13 protein-coding genes are annotated in these 14,099 nt (G+C 62.7%); 8 read left to right on the top strand and 5 right to left on the bottom strand.

Annotation, left to right across the window (positions count from 1 at the left end; translation table 11 throughout):
- Window position 1: 1 nt before the first annotated feature.
- A complete protein-coding gene (proS, locus tag E4Z66_RS10455; protein ID WP_136462925.1) occupies window positions 2–1,402 on the bottom strand; it encodes a proline--tRNA ligase in 1,401 nt (466 codons plus the stop codon).
- Window positions 1,403–1,533: 131 nt separating this feature from the next.
- Here proS and E4Z66_RS10450 point away from each other — a divergent pair, with 131 nt between their 5' ends.
- Both E4Z66_RS10450 and E4Z66_RS10445 read left to right on the top strand, forming a co-directional pair.
- A complete protein-coding gene (locus E4Z66_RS10450) occupies window positions 1,534–3,483 on the top strand; it encodes an O-linked N-acetylglucosamine transferase, SPINDLY family protein (protein WP_136462924.1) in 1,950 nt (649 codons plus the stop codon).
- A 47-nt stretch (window positions 3,484–3,530) separates the two neighbouring features.
- Window positions 3,531–5,486, top strand: a complete 1,956-nt coding sequence (locus E4Z66_RS10445; protein ID WP_168797772.1) for an O-linked N-acetylglucosamine transferase, SPINDLY family protein — start codon at window positions 3,531–3,533, stop codon at window positions 5,484–5,486.
- 5 nt (window positions 5,487–5,491) lie between these two features.
- Here the strand turns inward: E4Z66_RS10445 and E4Z66_RS10440 are convergent, their stop codons facing one another.
- On the bottom strand, window positions 5,492–6,298 hold the full coding sequence (locus tag E4Z66_RS10440; RefSeq protein WP_136462922.1) for a crotonase/enoyl-CoA hydratase family protein: 807 nt from the start codon (window positions 6,296–6,298) through the stop codon (window positions 5,492–5,494).
- 144 nt (window positions 6,299–6,442) lie between these two features.
- On the opposite strand from E4Z66_RS10440, the gene E4Z66_RS10435 reads away from it, so the two are divergent.
- From E4Z66_RS10435 to E4Z66_RS10425, 3 genes are all read left to right on the top strand, one after another.
- Complete coding sequence (locus E4Z66_RS10435; protein WP_136462921.1) at window positions 6,443–6,820, top strand: YbaN family protein; 378 nt, start codon at window positions 6,443–6,445, stop codon at window positions 6,818–6,820.
- A gap of 59 nt (window positions 6,821–6,879) precedes the next feature.
- Window positions 6,880–7,989, top strand: coding sequence for a pyridoxal phosphate-dependent aminotransferase (locus E4Z66_RS10430; RefSeq protein ID WP_136462920.1), 1,110 nt, complete (start codon window positions 6,880–6,882; stop codon window positions 7,987–7,989).
- A gap of 62 nt (window positions 7,990–8,051) precedes the next feature.
- Complete coding sequence (locus E4Z66_RS10425; RefSeq protein WP_136462919.1) at window positions 8,052–8,279, top strand: histidinol phosphate aminotransferase; 228 nt, start codon at window positions 8,052–8,054, stop codon at window positions 8,277–8,279.
- Between the two features lie 9 nt (window positions 8,280–8,288).
- Here the strand turns inward: E4Z66_RS10425 and E4Z66_RS10420 are convergent, their stop codons facing one another.
- The gene (locus tag E4Z66_RS10420; RefSeq protein ID WP_136462918.1) at window positions 8,289–9,473 is read right to left on the bottom strand and encodes a pyridoxal-phosphate-dependent aminotransferase family protein; all 1,185 of its coding nucleotides are present in this window, start codon (window positions 9,471–9,473) and stop codon (window positions 8,289–8,291) included.
- Window positions 9,474–9,591: 118 nt separating this feature from the next.
- On the opposite strand from E4Z66_RS10420, the gene E4Z66_RS10415 reads away from it, so the two are divergent.
- Window positions 9,592–11,463 (top strand): ABC transporter ATP-binding protein, encoded by a 1,872-nt coding sequence (locus tag E4Z66_RS10415; protein WP_136462917.1) that lies wholly within the window; start codon window positions 9,592–9,594, stop codon window positions 11,461–11,463.
- Window positions 11,464–11,476: 13 nt separating this feature from the next.
- Here E4Z66_RS10415 and E4Z66_RS10410 read toward each other — a convergent pair whose 3' ends face one another.
- Window positions 11,477–12,145, bottom strand: coding sequence for a glycosyltransferase (locus E4Z66_RS10410; RefSeq protein WP_136462916.1), 669 nt, complete (start codon window positions 12,143–12,145; stop codon window positions 11,477–11,479).
- A gap of 68 nt (window positions 12,146–12,213) precedes the next feature.
- Here E4Z66_RS10410 and ygfZ point away from each other — a divergent pair, with 68 nt between their 5' ends.
- Window positions 12,214–12,951, top strand: coding sequence for a CAF17-like 4Fe-4S cluster assembly/insertion protein YgfZ (ygfZ, locus tag E4Z66_RS10405; protein WP_136462915.1), 738 nt, complete (start codon window positions 12,214–12,216; stop codon window positions 12,949–12,951).
- A 9-nt stretch (window positions 12,952–12,960) separates the two neighbouring features.
- Here the strand turns inward: ygfZ and efp are convergent, their stop codons facing one another.
- On the bottom strand, window positions 12,961–13,524 hold the full coding sequence (gene efp / locus E4Z66_RS10400; RefSeq protein WP_136462914.1) for an elongation factor P: 564 nt from the start codon (window positions 13,522–13,524) through the stop codon (window positions 12,961–12,963).
- A 215-nt stretch (window positions 13,525–13,739) separates the two neighbouring features.
- On the opposite strand from efp, the gene E4Z66_RS10395 reads away from it, so the two are divergent.
- Complete coding sequence (locus tag E4Z66_RS10395) at window positions 13,740–14,072, top strand: DUF6280 family protein (RefSeq protein WP_136462913.1); 333 nt, start codon at window positions 13,740–13,742, stop codon at window positions 14,070–14,072.
- The last annotated feature ends 27 nt before the right edge of the window (window positions 14,073–14,099 follow it).

Genomic DNA, 14,099 nt, shown 5'->3' with positions numbered 1-14,099 from the left:
CTTACAGCCAGGTGTGGAAGCTCTGCCGGGCCATCGGCTCCCAATGGGCGGAGCTATGCGCCTTGTGCGGCGCGTAGATGTCGATCACCCGGGCAACCGCATCCTTGGGCGTCAGCTCTTCGCTTTCGCCCGTCCGGCGGCAGGTGAGTTCGACCACCCCGTTCTTCAGCCCGCGCGGCCCCACGGTGATCCGCCATGGCAGACCGATCAGGTCCATCGTTGCGAACTTGCCGCCCGCGCGCTCATCCCGGTCATCATACAATGGCTCCAGTCCGGCGGCCTCAAGGCTCTTGTAAAGCTTCTCGCAAGCGCCATCGGCCTCTGCATCGCCCTGCTTGAGGTTAACGATCCCCACATGGAACGGCGTCACGCCTTCGGGCCAGATGATGCCCTTGTCGTCATGGCTGGCTTCGATGATCGCGCCGACAAGGCGGCTGACCCCGATCCCGTGCGAGCCCATATGCACCGGCACCTGCTTGCCGTCCGGGCCTTGCACCATCGCGCCCATCGGTTCGGAATACTTGGTGCCGAAGTAGAAAATCTGGCCGACCTCGATCCCGCGCGCCGTGCGCTGACGGTCCAGCGGCACATCCTTGAGGAACGCGCCCTCGTCATGGGTTTCGTCCGTCCGGGCATAAAGCGCCGTGAATTCTTCCATGATCGACTGGCATTGCGCGTGGTCGTCATAGTCGATGTCGCGCGCGCCAAGGCGGATATCGGTCACGGCGCTGTCATAGAACACCTCCGATTCGCCGGTTTCCGCCAGAACGAGGAATTCATGCGTGTCATCGCCGCCAATCGGGCCGGAATCGGCACGCATCGGTATCGCTTGAAGGCCCATACGCTCATAGGTGCGCAGGTAGCTGACAAGATGGCGGTTATAGGCGTGCAGCGCGTCTTCCTTGGTCAGGTCGAAGTTATACCCGTCCTTCATGAAGAATTCGCGCCCGCGCATCACGCCAAAGCGGGGCCGGACCTCGTCGCGGAACTTCCACTGGATGTGATACAGCGTCAGCGGCAGATCCTTGTAGCTGCTCACATGGCTGCGGAAGATGTCGGTGATCATCTCTTCGTTCGTCGGCCCGTACAGCATGTCTCGATCATGGCGATCCCGGATGCGCAGCATTTCGGGGCCATAAGCGTCATAGCGCCCCGATTCCTGCCACAAATCCGCTGGCTGCAAGGTCGGCATCAGCATCGGCACATGGCCCGCGCGGATCTGTTCTTCGTGGACGATATCTTCAAGTTTGCGCAGCACCTTGAAGCCCATCGGCAGCCACGAATAGATGCCCGCGGCCTGCTGTTTGATCATGCCTGCACGCAGCATATAGCGGTGAGAGACGATCTGCGCCTCAGAGGGCGTTTCCTTCAGAACCGGCAGAAAGTAACGGGACAGACGCATCGCGGATCGGACCTTTTGTTGTCTAGCTTGCTGCCCTGAGTAGGGCAAAGACGGCAGGCAAACAATCGGGATTACGGAACATTAAGCGATTTCCCTTAAGCCCGTGGCGACTCCCGCGAAGGAAACATGCCATGAAGCCAGAACGGTCTCTCGCCAAGATATCGAAACCCCTGTCCAACTATCGCACCGCCATGGGATCGGGCGATTATCGGCAAGCCATCACATTCGCCGATACGATGATCGCGCAGCTCCCCGGCCATGCCGACCTCTATGCCTGCCGGGCAGAGGCGCGTCTGCGCGGCGGCGATGCGATCAACGCCGCGAACGATTTTGCAGAAGCACACAATCTGCAACCGGATGAGCCGCAATATCTGGTCCGTTTCGGCGATGCGCTGGATCAGGCAGGCGAACGCGACGGTGCCGAAAGCTGCTTTCGCCGGGCGCTGCAACTGGATGGCGATTGCCTGACAGCCCTTCTGGGCCTTGGCCGCGTGCTGGAAGCGCTTGGCCGCCCACGCGAAGCGGCGCCTGTCATCCTGCAAGCCGTGCGCAGCTTTCCCGATTCCGCGCTGGCCTGTCACGCGGCAGGCAGGTTTCTGCACATCTATGGCAGCAAGGAAGACGCGATCCCCTTCTTCCGCAAGGCGATCGAAAACGACCCGACCCTGCCCGACCCCTATCGCGTATTGGCCAATTACCTGCGCGAAACCAAGCATTTCGACGATGCGATCACGCTTTACAATGGCCTTCTCGAAATCGTTCCGGGCGATGCGGTGGGCCATTCGGAACGCGCCCATTGCCTTGCGCATATCAATGACTGGACCGACCCGGGCTATGCGAATTTCGATCCCGGCACGCCGGAGCAGTTGCAAACCAGCGCCGGGCCGTTCCAGTTCCTTGCGTTGGAGGACGCCCCCGAACGCCTGCTGGAACGGTGCAAACGCTATGCCCATCGGATGCTGGGCGGGATCACCCCGGCCAAGGTCAAGCCCACCGCGCATGACCGTATCCGCGTCGGCTATTTTTCTGCCGATTTTCACGACCACGCGACCATGCACCTGCTTGCCGGTATGCTCGAAGCCCATGACCGCGCCGCGTTTGAGCTTTTCGCCTACTCCTTCGGCCCCGATCACGATGACACAATGCGCGCAAGGGCCATCGCGGCGGTCGATCACTTCCACGATATTTCCGGCATGGATGACCGGTCGGCGGCAGAGTTCGCGCGGGCGCATGAGCTTGACATCGCCATCGATCTCAAGGGGTTCACATCCGGCCAGCGCATTGCGATTTTCGGCCACCGCGTTGCGCCAGTGCAGATGACATGGCTTGGGTTCCCGGGCAGCACCGGGGCGGATTGCATGGACGTGATCCTTGCCGACACTGTCGTGATCCCGCCCGAGCTTGCCCATGCCTACAGCGAAAAAGTCGTGCGGATGCCCCAATGCTATCAACCAAATGACCGCGCCCGCCCGCTGCCCGATCCGGCACTGACCCGCGCGGATGTCGGCCTGCCCGAAGACGCTTTTGTCTTTTGTAGTTTCAACAGCCCCTACAAGATTTCCCCAGCCGAGTTCGATATCTGGATGGAGCTGCTGCGCGAGATTGACGGTGCAGTGCTGTGGCAGCTTACGGGCGGCGACGCCTCCAGCGCAAACCTGCGCAAGGCGGCAGAGGCGCGCGGCGTCGATCCATCGCGGATCATCATAGCGCCGCGGCTGGACCCCGGCCCGCACCTGTCGCGCGTGGCGCTGGCGGACCTGTTTCTCGACACGTTCAACTGCAACGCCCACACAACGGCGAGCGATGCACTTTGGGCAGGCGTGCCGGTGCTGACCAAACCCGGCCGTCAGTTCGCGGCGCGGGTTGCCGCCAGCCTCGTCACGGCCGCAGGCACCCCCGAAACCGTCTGTGCCGATACGGAGGCCTACCGCGACACGGCGCTGGCCCTTGCCCGCGACCCGGAGCGGCTCGCGGAATTGAAAGCGCGGCTCATTGCGGGGCGCGACACCTGCGCGCTGTTCGATACAGAGCGTTTTACCCGCGATTTCGAATCCGTCCTGCGCGATTGCGTCCTGCGCTGATGGCCGCTTTGCCGACAAACCCGACGCCGAACTGACCCGGAATGCCCATGGCCCAAGCCCAAACCACCCCGCATGACCCCCAGGCCGAGTATGACCAGGCCATGGCGGAAAAACGCTTTGCCGCCGCCGCTGACACCGCATCGCAGCTGATCGCCCAAAATCCGGTCGAAGCGCGGTTCCACGCGATGCGGGCCGAAGCCCGGATCAAGGCCGGCAAGGCCCATGAAGCGCTGGCCGATATGGTGCAGGCCAATGCCCTGGCCCCAGATACGCCGGATTTCCTGTCTACGCTCGGGTCTCTCTTGCTGGCCCATGGCGATCAATCTTCCGGCGAGGCGTGTTTCCAGCGGGCCTTGCAATTGGAACCGAACCACCTGATGAGCGCGCTCAACCTCGGCCGGCATTTTGAAAAAACGGGACGCGCGCAGGATGCCGAACGGCTGTTCATGCAGGCTTTGGTCGCCCATCCAGAGAGCGCCGCCGCCTGCCACCTGACCGGCCGCGTTCTGCATTTTCAAGGCAAACGCGAACAAGCCGCCGCCCTGTTCCTGCGCGCGATTGAAAATGACCCGACCTTGCCGGAACCCTACCGCATTCTGGCCGCCTATCTGCGCGAGGCCGGTGATCTGAAATCCGCGATCGGCATGTATGACGCCTTGCTGCGACAATGCCCGGACGACCTGATCTCGGTCGCGGAGCGGGCCCATTGCCTCGCCCATATCTGCGACTGGAACGCGCCCGGCTATCGCGATTTCACCCCCGGCCTGCCGGAAATGGTGACAAGCGGCGCCGCGCCGTTCCTGTTTCTCGCCTTCGAGGACGATCCCGCGCATCAGCGCATTCGGTCGGAAAGATACGCAAAGCGCCTTGTCGGCACGATCTCTGCCGCCAAGCCCGCGCCGCCAGCCCATGACAAGATCCGCGTGGGCTATTTCTCTGCCGATTTCCACACCCATGCGACGATGCACTTGATGGCCGGGATGCTGGAGGCGCATGATCGCACCCGGTTTGAGCTTTACGCCTATTCCTTCGGGCCGGACATTCAGGACGCCATGCGCAAGCGCGCGGTGTACGCGGTGGATTGCTTTACCGACATCACCGGGATGAGCGATTATGACGCCGCCGCGCTTGCCCGCGCGCATGGGCTGGATATCGCAATCGACCTCAAGGGTTTTACCGGCGGCACGCGCCCCGCCATTTTCGCCCATCGCGCCGCGCCGGTGCAGATCGCATGGCTGGGGTTTCCGGGCACGACGGGCGCGAAGGAAATCGATTACATTATCGCCGACAAGGTCGTGATCCCCCCCAAAGAGCGCCGGCATTACAGCGAGAAAATCCTGACATTGCCCGGCTGCTATCAGCCCAATGACAACACGCGCCCGCTGCCCGATCCGGGCGTGACCCGGGCCGATGTGGGCTTGCCTGCGGAGGGGCTCGTCTTTTGCTGTTTCAACGGCAGCTACAAGATTTCGCCGGTGGAATTCGATATCTGGATGGACCTGCTACGCGAGGTCGATGGCTCCGTGCTGTGGCTGCTGGACGGTGGAGAGGTCGCCAACACCAATCTGCACCGGGCGGCGGAAGCCAGCGGCATCGATTACCGCCGCATCATCTTTGCGCCCAAGATGAAGCACGACCAACATCTCAGCCGCACAGCCCATGCGGACCTGTTCCTTGATACGTTCAACTGCAACGCACATACAACGGCGTCGGATGCGCTATGGGCCGGGGTGCCCGTGCTGACGCTGCCCGGATGCCAATTCGCAGCGCGGGTCGCGGCCAGCCTTGTCACCGCGATCGGCACGCCGGAAACGGTCTGCGACAGCGTCGAGCAGTATCGCGCGAAGGCTTTGGACTACGCCCGCAATCCCGAAAAGCTGGCACATCTGCGCCAAAAGCTGGAGGCGGCCCGTCAGACCGCCCCCCTGTTCGACACCGAAGGGTTCACGCGCGCCTTCGAAGACGCGCTGCGTTCGACACAAAAAACGAAAAAGCGCCGCTAACCGGGTCAGCCGAAATTCGGCGCGCGTTTCTGCATCTGCGCGGCGATGACCTCCATCTGGTGCGGCTTGCCGATAAGCGCCGCCTGTTCGCGGCTTTCCGCCATCAGGATGTCGGACGGGTCAGCCCCGCTTTCGGCATAATCGATCAGCCGTTTCGCCGTGCGAATGCCCGATGGCGATTTTTGTGTGATCGTCCGGGCCAGTTCCATGGCCGCCGCAAGAGGATCCTCTGCCGTTTCGGTGACCAGCCCCCAAGCCAAGGCCTGATCTGCGCCAACCGGGTCAGCGGTGTAGGTCATGCGCCGGATCACGTCGCTGCGCACCAGTTTCGGCAACAGCACCATGCCGCCCATATCCGGCACGATGCCCCATTTCATTTCCATCACGGCCATGCGCATGTCCGGCCCCGCGATGCGGATATCCGCGCCCAGCGCCAATTGGCACCCTGCGCCATAGACCGGACCATGAAGCGCGGCGATCACCGGGATCGGCACCCGCGTCCAGATCATCGCGACTTCCTGCCATTGGTTGGTCGTGCCATCCCCATGGGTGCGCGGCTCCAGCAAGGCCGCCGGGTCTTGCCCGGCCATCGCACCCAGACCGGAAATGTCGATCCCCGCACAGAACGCCTTTCCCTCGCCCGAGATCACGCAAACGCGCGCATCGCTCGCGGCGACCTCCTGTCCGGCGGCAATGATCGAATCGATCATTTTCTGGTCGACGGCATTCATCTTGTCCGTGCGGGTCAGACGCACATGCGCGATATGCGCATCATAGGTGATTTGGACGCGGTCCGGGTCGATCTGGGTCATGCTGTTCCTCCTGCTTGGGCGCAGCAGACCGCAAATTCCCGGCCCGCGCCACAAAAACGTCAGGTCAGGAACGCGCGTTTAACGAATGGTGCAATTACGCGTGTTAGCCTTTCCAGCGGGCAACACGGGCACTACCTAGGGCAGATGGACGATTTCGAACCACCACGGCAGAACCTGATTTGGACCTTGGCGGGCCTTCTTGCGCTTGGTACCGGGATCATCGGAATTGTGCTGCCTGTGCTGCCGACCACACCACTGGTGCTGCTTGCGGCTTTTTGCTTTGGCAAAGGTTCACCCCGGTTGCGTGCGTGGATCATCGACCACGCGCATTTCGGGCCAATGATCCATGACTGGCAGGAACGCGGCGCGATCCCGCCGCGGGCCAAGCGCGCGGCAGTCGTCGCCATGCTGGGGGCGTTCGGGCTATCGCTTGCGCTTGGGCTTTCTGCGACGATCCTGATCATCCAGGCCGTCTGCCTGTCCGGCGCGGCGACATTCGTTCTGACCCGGCCTTCTGCATAACGCATCTTCTTGCGCGGGCCCGCTTGCCGGAGCTTGCGGCGCAGTTTAACGATGCGCGCATGACGACATTTCGCCTGACCCCGCTTGCCGCTTCTCTTCCCGCCACGGTGCCTTTCGTGGGGCCCGAAACGCAGGAGCGCCAGCGCGGTGCCCCGTTCCTTGCCCGTCTGGGCGCGAATGAAAGCATCTTTGGTCCCTCCCCCCGCGCGGTCGAAGCGATGGCCAAGGCGGAACACTGGAAATACGGCGATCCGGAAAACCACGACCTGCGCCACGCGCTTGCCGCGCATCTGGGTGCGACACCCGAAAACATCGTCGTTGGCGAAGGGATCGATGGTCTTCTTGGGTATCTGGTTCGTCTCTTTATCGTCCCCGGCGATGCGGTCGTGACCTCGGACGGGGCCTATCCGACCTTCAATTACCATGTGGCCGGATTTGGCGGCGCTTTGCACAAGGTGCCCTATGACGCGCAGGATCGCGAAAGCCCCGCCGCGCTGTTTGCCAAGGCGGCAGAGGTCGACGCAAAGCTGGTCTATCTGGCCAATCCCGACAACCCGATGGGCACGGTCTGGACCGGGGCGCAGATTACCGCCGCGATGGACGCGCTGCCTGCCGGAACGCTGCTGGTCCTGGACGAGGCCTATATCGAATGTGCGCCGGACGGCACTGCGACGGATTTGCCATGGGACGATCCGCGTCTGATCCGGATGCGCACGTTTTCCAAGGTGTACGGGCTTGCAGGCGCACGGGTCGGATACGCGTTGGGCCACCCGGAGTTGATCACGGCCTTCAACAAGGTGCGCAATCATTTCGGCGTCAACCGCGCGGCGCAGGCCGGTGCTTTGGCGGCGCTTGGCGATCAGGACTGGCTGGCGCAGGTCCAGACCCGGATCACCGAGGCGCGCGGCGAGATCGCCCGCATCGCCACAGCAGCAGGGCTTAGCCCGCTTTCCTCTGCCGCCAATTTCGTCGCGATTGACTGCGGCCATGACGGCGCTTTCGCCAAATCGGTTCTCGATGGGCTGGTCCAACGCGGTATTTTCGTGCGTATGCCCTTCGCCTCGCCGCAAAACCGGTGCATCCGTGTCAGTTGCGGGACTGCCAAGGATCTGAACACCCTCGCCGAATTTCTGCCCAGCGCCCTGCAAGACAGCCGTAATCAGCTTTAATTTACCTGACTTTCAGCTTTTCCAGCCTAAAATATGGTTGGAACAAGCGAAGGTTCGATCTGATGCGCGACCCGATCACGCAATCCGCTCCGGATTACAAAAACGCCTGTCTGGTTCTGTTCGCCGTGAACTTGACCTGGATTCTTATCGCCATTTGGGCCGTCTGGGGGCTGGTTATCGCTGGCCTTGTCGCGGCGGGCATCAATCATGTGATGTCGCGCGTGCATGAACGGGCCGTGGCGCGCGCGCGGATTGATCGCAGCGCCCCACGGGCCAAGGTTCGCAGCTAGCGACGCGGCCTACCCGGCGATGACCTGCGCCGCTGCGCCCAGCGCGTTGTCGCCAATCGGCACATCCAGCGATCGCAGACCGGCCTCGATCCCGCCCAACATGCCCATCACCATGTTGCCGTTCAAATGGCCCATATGCCCCAGCCGGAAGAAATCGTCGCGCTTGGGATCGCCCGGTTCCGCCATCCCCAGACCAATCCCCAGGGTCAGCGAAATCTGGCCTTCCGTCCAGCGCCGCAGCGCCGTGGCACGCCCCTGATCCAGCCGCAGCGAGGTCACCGCCCGGCTGCGATTGTCCGGGTCCGCGACGTTAAGGGACAAGGCGCCGCCCTCAGCCCAGACGTCACACGCCGCCCAGATCGCGCGGGCCAGGGTGTCGTGCCGTTTCCAGACGGCCTCCATCCCCTCAGCCATCAGCATGTCGAGAGCGGCGCGCAACCCATACAGATGCTGCGTCGGCGCGGTGCCGTTCCAATATTGGAAGAACTGCTCGGGATTGGCGCGCGGCGTCCAGTCCCAATAGCGGCTGACCTGCGCCATCCCGGCCCGAACCGAGGCCGCCTTGTCATTGAAGAACACGAAACACATGCCCGGCGGCACCATCAGCCCCTTTTGCGAGCCTGTGACCATCACATCGACGCCCCAGGCGTCCATCTCGAACACATCGCAGCCAAGCGATGCGATACAATCGGCCATCAGCAAAGCTGGGTGACCGGTGCGGTCCAGAGCGGCGCGAAGCCCCGCAATATCGTTGCGGACCGAGGTGGACGTATCCACATGCACCGCCAGAACCGCCTTGATCCGGTGCGCCGTGTCAGCGGCCAAAGCCTCTTCGACGCGGGCCAGATCGAACGGGTCTTTCTTGCCGAAATCCAGAATCTCGGTCTGCACACCAAGCCCCTGCGCCGTATCGGCCCAGCCGTGACCGAACCGCCCCGTCGCGGGCACCAGAACGGTATCGCCGGACGCGACCACATTGGACAGCGCGGCCTCCCACGCGGCGTGGCCATTGCCGATATACATTGCCACATGCCCCTGCGTGCGCGCCACGCGGCGCAGATCCGGCCCCAGCGTCGCCGCCATATCCACCAAAGCCCCTTCGTAGATATTCGGGGCAGCGCGATGCATCGCGGACAGAACCGCGTCGGGCATCACTGACGGACCGGGAATGGCAAGATAGTCGCGACCGGGCATAAGCGGCCTCCTTTGATCGATTTGAGCGCAACCTACGCCCCCCTTCGGCGAGGTCAACGCCTTGCGACCCCGTCCCCAACCCGATAACCCGCAAATACGTGACCACGGATGGCGGACCATGACCCAGACCAGCGCCGATACGGCCCCTGCCCCGAACGCAAACTCCGCCGTGCTGCTTGCGTGGCTGTGGCGCGGTTACCTGCGCCGCCACATCGGGCTTTTGCTGGTGGCCTTGTTCTTCATGACCCTCGAAGGCTCCATGCTGGGCGCGCTTAGCTACATCATGCAGCCCATGTTCGATCTGGTGTTCACCAAAGGTGAGACTGACGCGCTTTGGTGGGTCGGGCTGGCAATCATGGGGATTTTCGCCCTGCGTGCCGTGTCTGGCGTGGTGCAGCGGGTCGTGCTGACGCGGATTGCACAAAAATCAGCCGCCGATCTGCGGATCGACCTGCTCGACCACATGATGCAGCAGGACGGTGCCTTCCATCAGGCCCACCCGCCGGGGCACCTGATTCAGCGCGTGCAAACGGATGTGACCGCCATCGGGCAGGTCTGGAAAGCGCTTCTGACCGGGGCCGGGCGCGACTTCATCTCTCTTTTGGTGCTGTTCGGCGTGGCCCTGTCGGTCGACCCGATCTGGGCGCTGCTGGCCTGCGTGGGCATTCCGATTCTGGTACTTCCCGCCGCGCTGGTGCAGCGCTTCGTGCGCACACAGGCCCGCGATGCCCGCGATCTTGGTGCCTCTCTTGCGACGCGGCTGGACGAGGTGTTCCACGGCATCGTGGCGGTAAAGCTCAACGCGCTGGAAGATTACCAGTCCCGCAAATTCCGCGACCTGTCGGGGCGCTTTGTCGACTCGCAGGTGCGGGCGGCCTTCGGGTCGGCGGTGATCCCCGGCATGATCGACATCATGGCCGGGATCGGGTTTCTGGGCGTGCTGCTTTACGGCGGGTCCGAGATCATCTCGGGCGAGAAAACCGTGGGCCAGTTCATGACATTCTTCACCGCCATCGGGCTGGCCTTTGATCCGATGCGCAAGCTGGGTCAGGTCGCTGGGCTCTGGCAGGTCGCGGCGGCCGCGATTGAACGCCTGAAAGAGCTGATGGAAACGCCGATCCGCCTGACATCGCCAGCGCACCCGGTTCCGGCCGCCACTGGCACACCGGAGATCGTGCTGGAGGATGTCACGCTCAGCTATGGCGACACGACGGTTTTGAACAAGCTCAGCTTTACCGCGGCGGCTGGCAAGACGACGGCGCTTGTCGGCGCGTCCGGTGCCGGCAAGTCGACCGTGTTCAACCTGCTCACCCGCCTTGTGGACCCGCAGGAAGGCAAAGTGCGTCTGGGCGGCCCGGCCGTGAACGAAATGGCGTTGAACGATCTGCGCAGCATGTGCTCTGTCGTGACGCAAGAGGCGCTGCTGTTCGACGATACGATCCGCGAAAACATCCTGCTGGGCCGCGAAGACGTGAACGACGCGCGCCTGCAAGAGGTGCTGAACGCGGCCCATGTGTCGGACTTTATCTCGAAGCTGCCAGACGGGCTGGATACGCAAGTGGGCCCGCGCGGCTCTGCCCTGTCGGGCGGGCAGCGCCAGCGCGTTGTCATCGCGCGTGCCTTGCTGCGTGACACGCCGGTCCTGCTGCTGGACGAGGCAACCTCTGCCCTTGATGCGCAATCGGAAAAAGTGGTGCAGCAAGCGCTGGAACAACTCTCGCAAGGGCGAACAACGCTGGTCATCGCCCACCGCCTGTCGACGATCCGCGAGGCGGACAAGATCGTGGTGATGGATCGCGGCCAAGCGGTTGATGAGGGCACCCATGACGAGCTTTTGGCGCGGGGCGGGCTTTACGCGGATCTCTACCGGTTGCAGTTCAAGGACGGCAAAACCGTTGTCGATGCCCGGCTCGACACCACAGACCCGGAAGACCCGCAGCGCACGACCTTCCGCCCCGGCATCCTGCGCTGGCTGACCTTCTGGCGGTAAGTCGCGCCGGCGTTCAGCGACGGTAGATCGCGGCGAGCCGTTCGGGCGAAATTCCGGCGAAATAGCCCGCAAGGCACCAAAGGTTGCGCGCCCCACGGCGCAGCCAGCCCTGCTTGCGATACTTGGCTGCGCTGGTCACAGCGGTGAACCCTGCGGGGCGCAACTGACCGCGTAAGGCCCGCGCAAGGGCCACATCCTCCATCAGCGGCTGATCGGCATATCCCCCGACTGACTGATAAAGGCGGCGCGGCAACAACAGCGCCTGATCGCCATAGGGCAGCCCGAAAACCTGGCTGCGCAGATTGGCCCAGCCCGCGACCCAGGCGCCGCCCTGATCGAAGCGCAACTGCCCCCACCCGGCCTTGCCCGTCTTCAGATGCGCCACGGCTTTTCCCGTCCAGCCCGGCATAAGCTGGGTATCGGCATGAACCACCAACAACCAATCGGAGCGCGCCGCAGCACAGCCCCGCGCAAGCTGGCCCCCGCGCGAGGGCGGCCCGCTTATCCAGTTTGCGCCGATCTCGTCGGCTATATCCTGCGTCGCGTCCCGAGAGCCGCCATCCGTCACGATCAATTCGCGGATCAACCCTTCGCGCACACCCTCCATCAGCGCGTCCGCACAACCGGGCAAGCTGCCCGCAGCATTGAGAGTCGGGATCACGACGGAGATAGGGGCTGGCATCTGACTGGGACTTTCTTCACACCGGGGACGCGCCTATATCTGGCGAAAACCGCAACCGGGAGCAATCCATGCCGCGCCGTCTGCTGCGCCTGAGTGGCGCTGACACTCATGATTTTCTGCAAGGGCTCGTCACCAATGACGTGCGCAAACTGGCCGATGGTCCGATCTATGCCGCGCTGCTGACGCCGCAGGGCAAGTATATCGCGGATTTCTTCCTGATTGCCGATCGCGGCGATATTCTGATCGATGTGGACGACGCCCTTGCCGCCGCGGTTAAGCAGCGGCTGACCATGTACAAGCTGCGCGCGGATGTGAGCATCGCTGATGCGGATGGCCACCTGCATCGCGGGTTGGGACCGGTCCCGGCCGATGGCTGGGCCGATCCGCGTCATGAGGCGCTTGGATGGCGCGCGTGGCGCGACACGCCGCAACAGGACGATACCGTGGATTGGGAAGCGCTTCGTGTCGCGCATCTTGTCCCGCAATCGGGGATCGAACTGACACCGGACAGCTTTATCCTTGAGACAAATTTCGAAGCGCTGCATGGCGTCGATTTCCGCAAGGGCTGCTATGTCGGGCAGGAAGTGACCGCCCGGATGAAGCACAAGACAGAGCTGCGCAAAGGGCTGGCGGTGGTCGACATCGAAGGCGATGCGCAGATCGGTGATGACATCACCACCCCGGATGGAAAAACCGCCGGAACGCTTTTGACACGCTCCGGCGGCAAGGCACTGGCCTATTTGCGGTTTGACCGATCGGGCCCGGACATGACCTGCGGCAACGCCAAGGTCAGCTATCCGGGCTAAGGCGCCGGGTCAGGCGCGTTCGGCATATTCCATGGTTTCGGTGTTGACGATGATGTCCTCATCCGGCCCGACGAAGGGCGGCACCATCACCTTGACGCCGTTGTCGAGGATCGCGGGCTTGAAGGAATTCGCCGCCGTCTGGCCTTTGACCACTGGCTCTGTCTCGACGATCTTGCAGGTCACCTTTTGCGGCACCGTCGCGTTCAGCGCTTCGTCTTCGTAGAATTCCACGACGATGGTCATGCCATCCTGCAGGAACGGGCGACGATCGCCCAAAAGGTCCGCAGGCAGTTCGATCTGCTCATATGTCTCGGAGTCCATGAACACTAGCATACCGTCGGTTTCATACAGAAATTGCTGATCTTTCTGCTCAAGTCGGACACGTTCCACCTTGTCCGCACTGCGGAAACGTTCGTTCAACTTTGACCCGTTGCGCAGATTACGCATTTCGACCTGCGCGAACGCCCCGCCCTTGCCGGGCTTCACGTGATCGACCTTCACAGCGGCCCACAGGTGGCCGTCATGTTCCAGAACATTACCGGGGCGGATTTCGTTACCGTTGATTTTTGGCATTTGGACGACACCATGGCGAGAGGTTGATGAAAATATGTTCGCCCCTATATATAGCGCTGGAGCGTGGCGCAAGCCGCGCTGGTCGTGTGCGTTTGAGACGAGTTATGCATAAATTGCAAGGGTGATATGCATTTTCGGAGTATCCGAATCGCAACTGATACGCCATAAGGGACGCCACGCCAGAATCCAAGAGCAATAACAATTAGGGAATCGCGATGAAAGATTTCGTCGACGGCACGGCCTTCAACAACGAGCAAGGTAACCGTGCCCGCAAACTGTTCGCAGCCGTTGTGTTGGCTGCACTGGACGACGCAATTGCGGATGACAAGAAGTACGGCAATGGCCCCGAGCAAATCGCACGCTGGGCGCGTTCGCGCGATGGCCGCGAAGTTTTGAGCTGTGCCGGCATCGATCCGAATGAGCGCGTCGTCGAAGGGCTGATGGAATTCGTTGGCAAAGGTGTCCGCACCTCTGTTGCGCTGTCCCGTGAGGAAAGCGAGCGTCGCAACGCTGCTCTGGCTGCCGAAGAGGAAGCCCGCGCCGCCTGACGAACATCGTCCGGTACGAAAAAGGGA

It is taken from the genome of Aliishimia ponticola, from assembly GCF_004803475.1.
GTDB lineage: Bacteria > Pseudomonadota > Alphaproteobacteria > Rhodobacterales > Rhodobacteraceae > Aliishimia > Aliishimia ponticola.
This window is presented reverse-complemented; position numbering and strand designations above follow the sequence as displayed.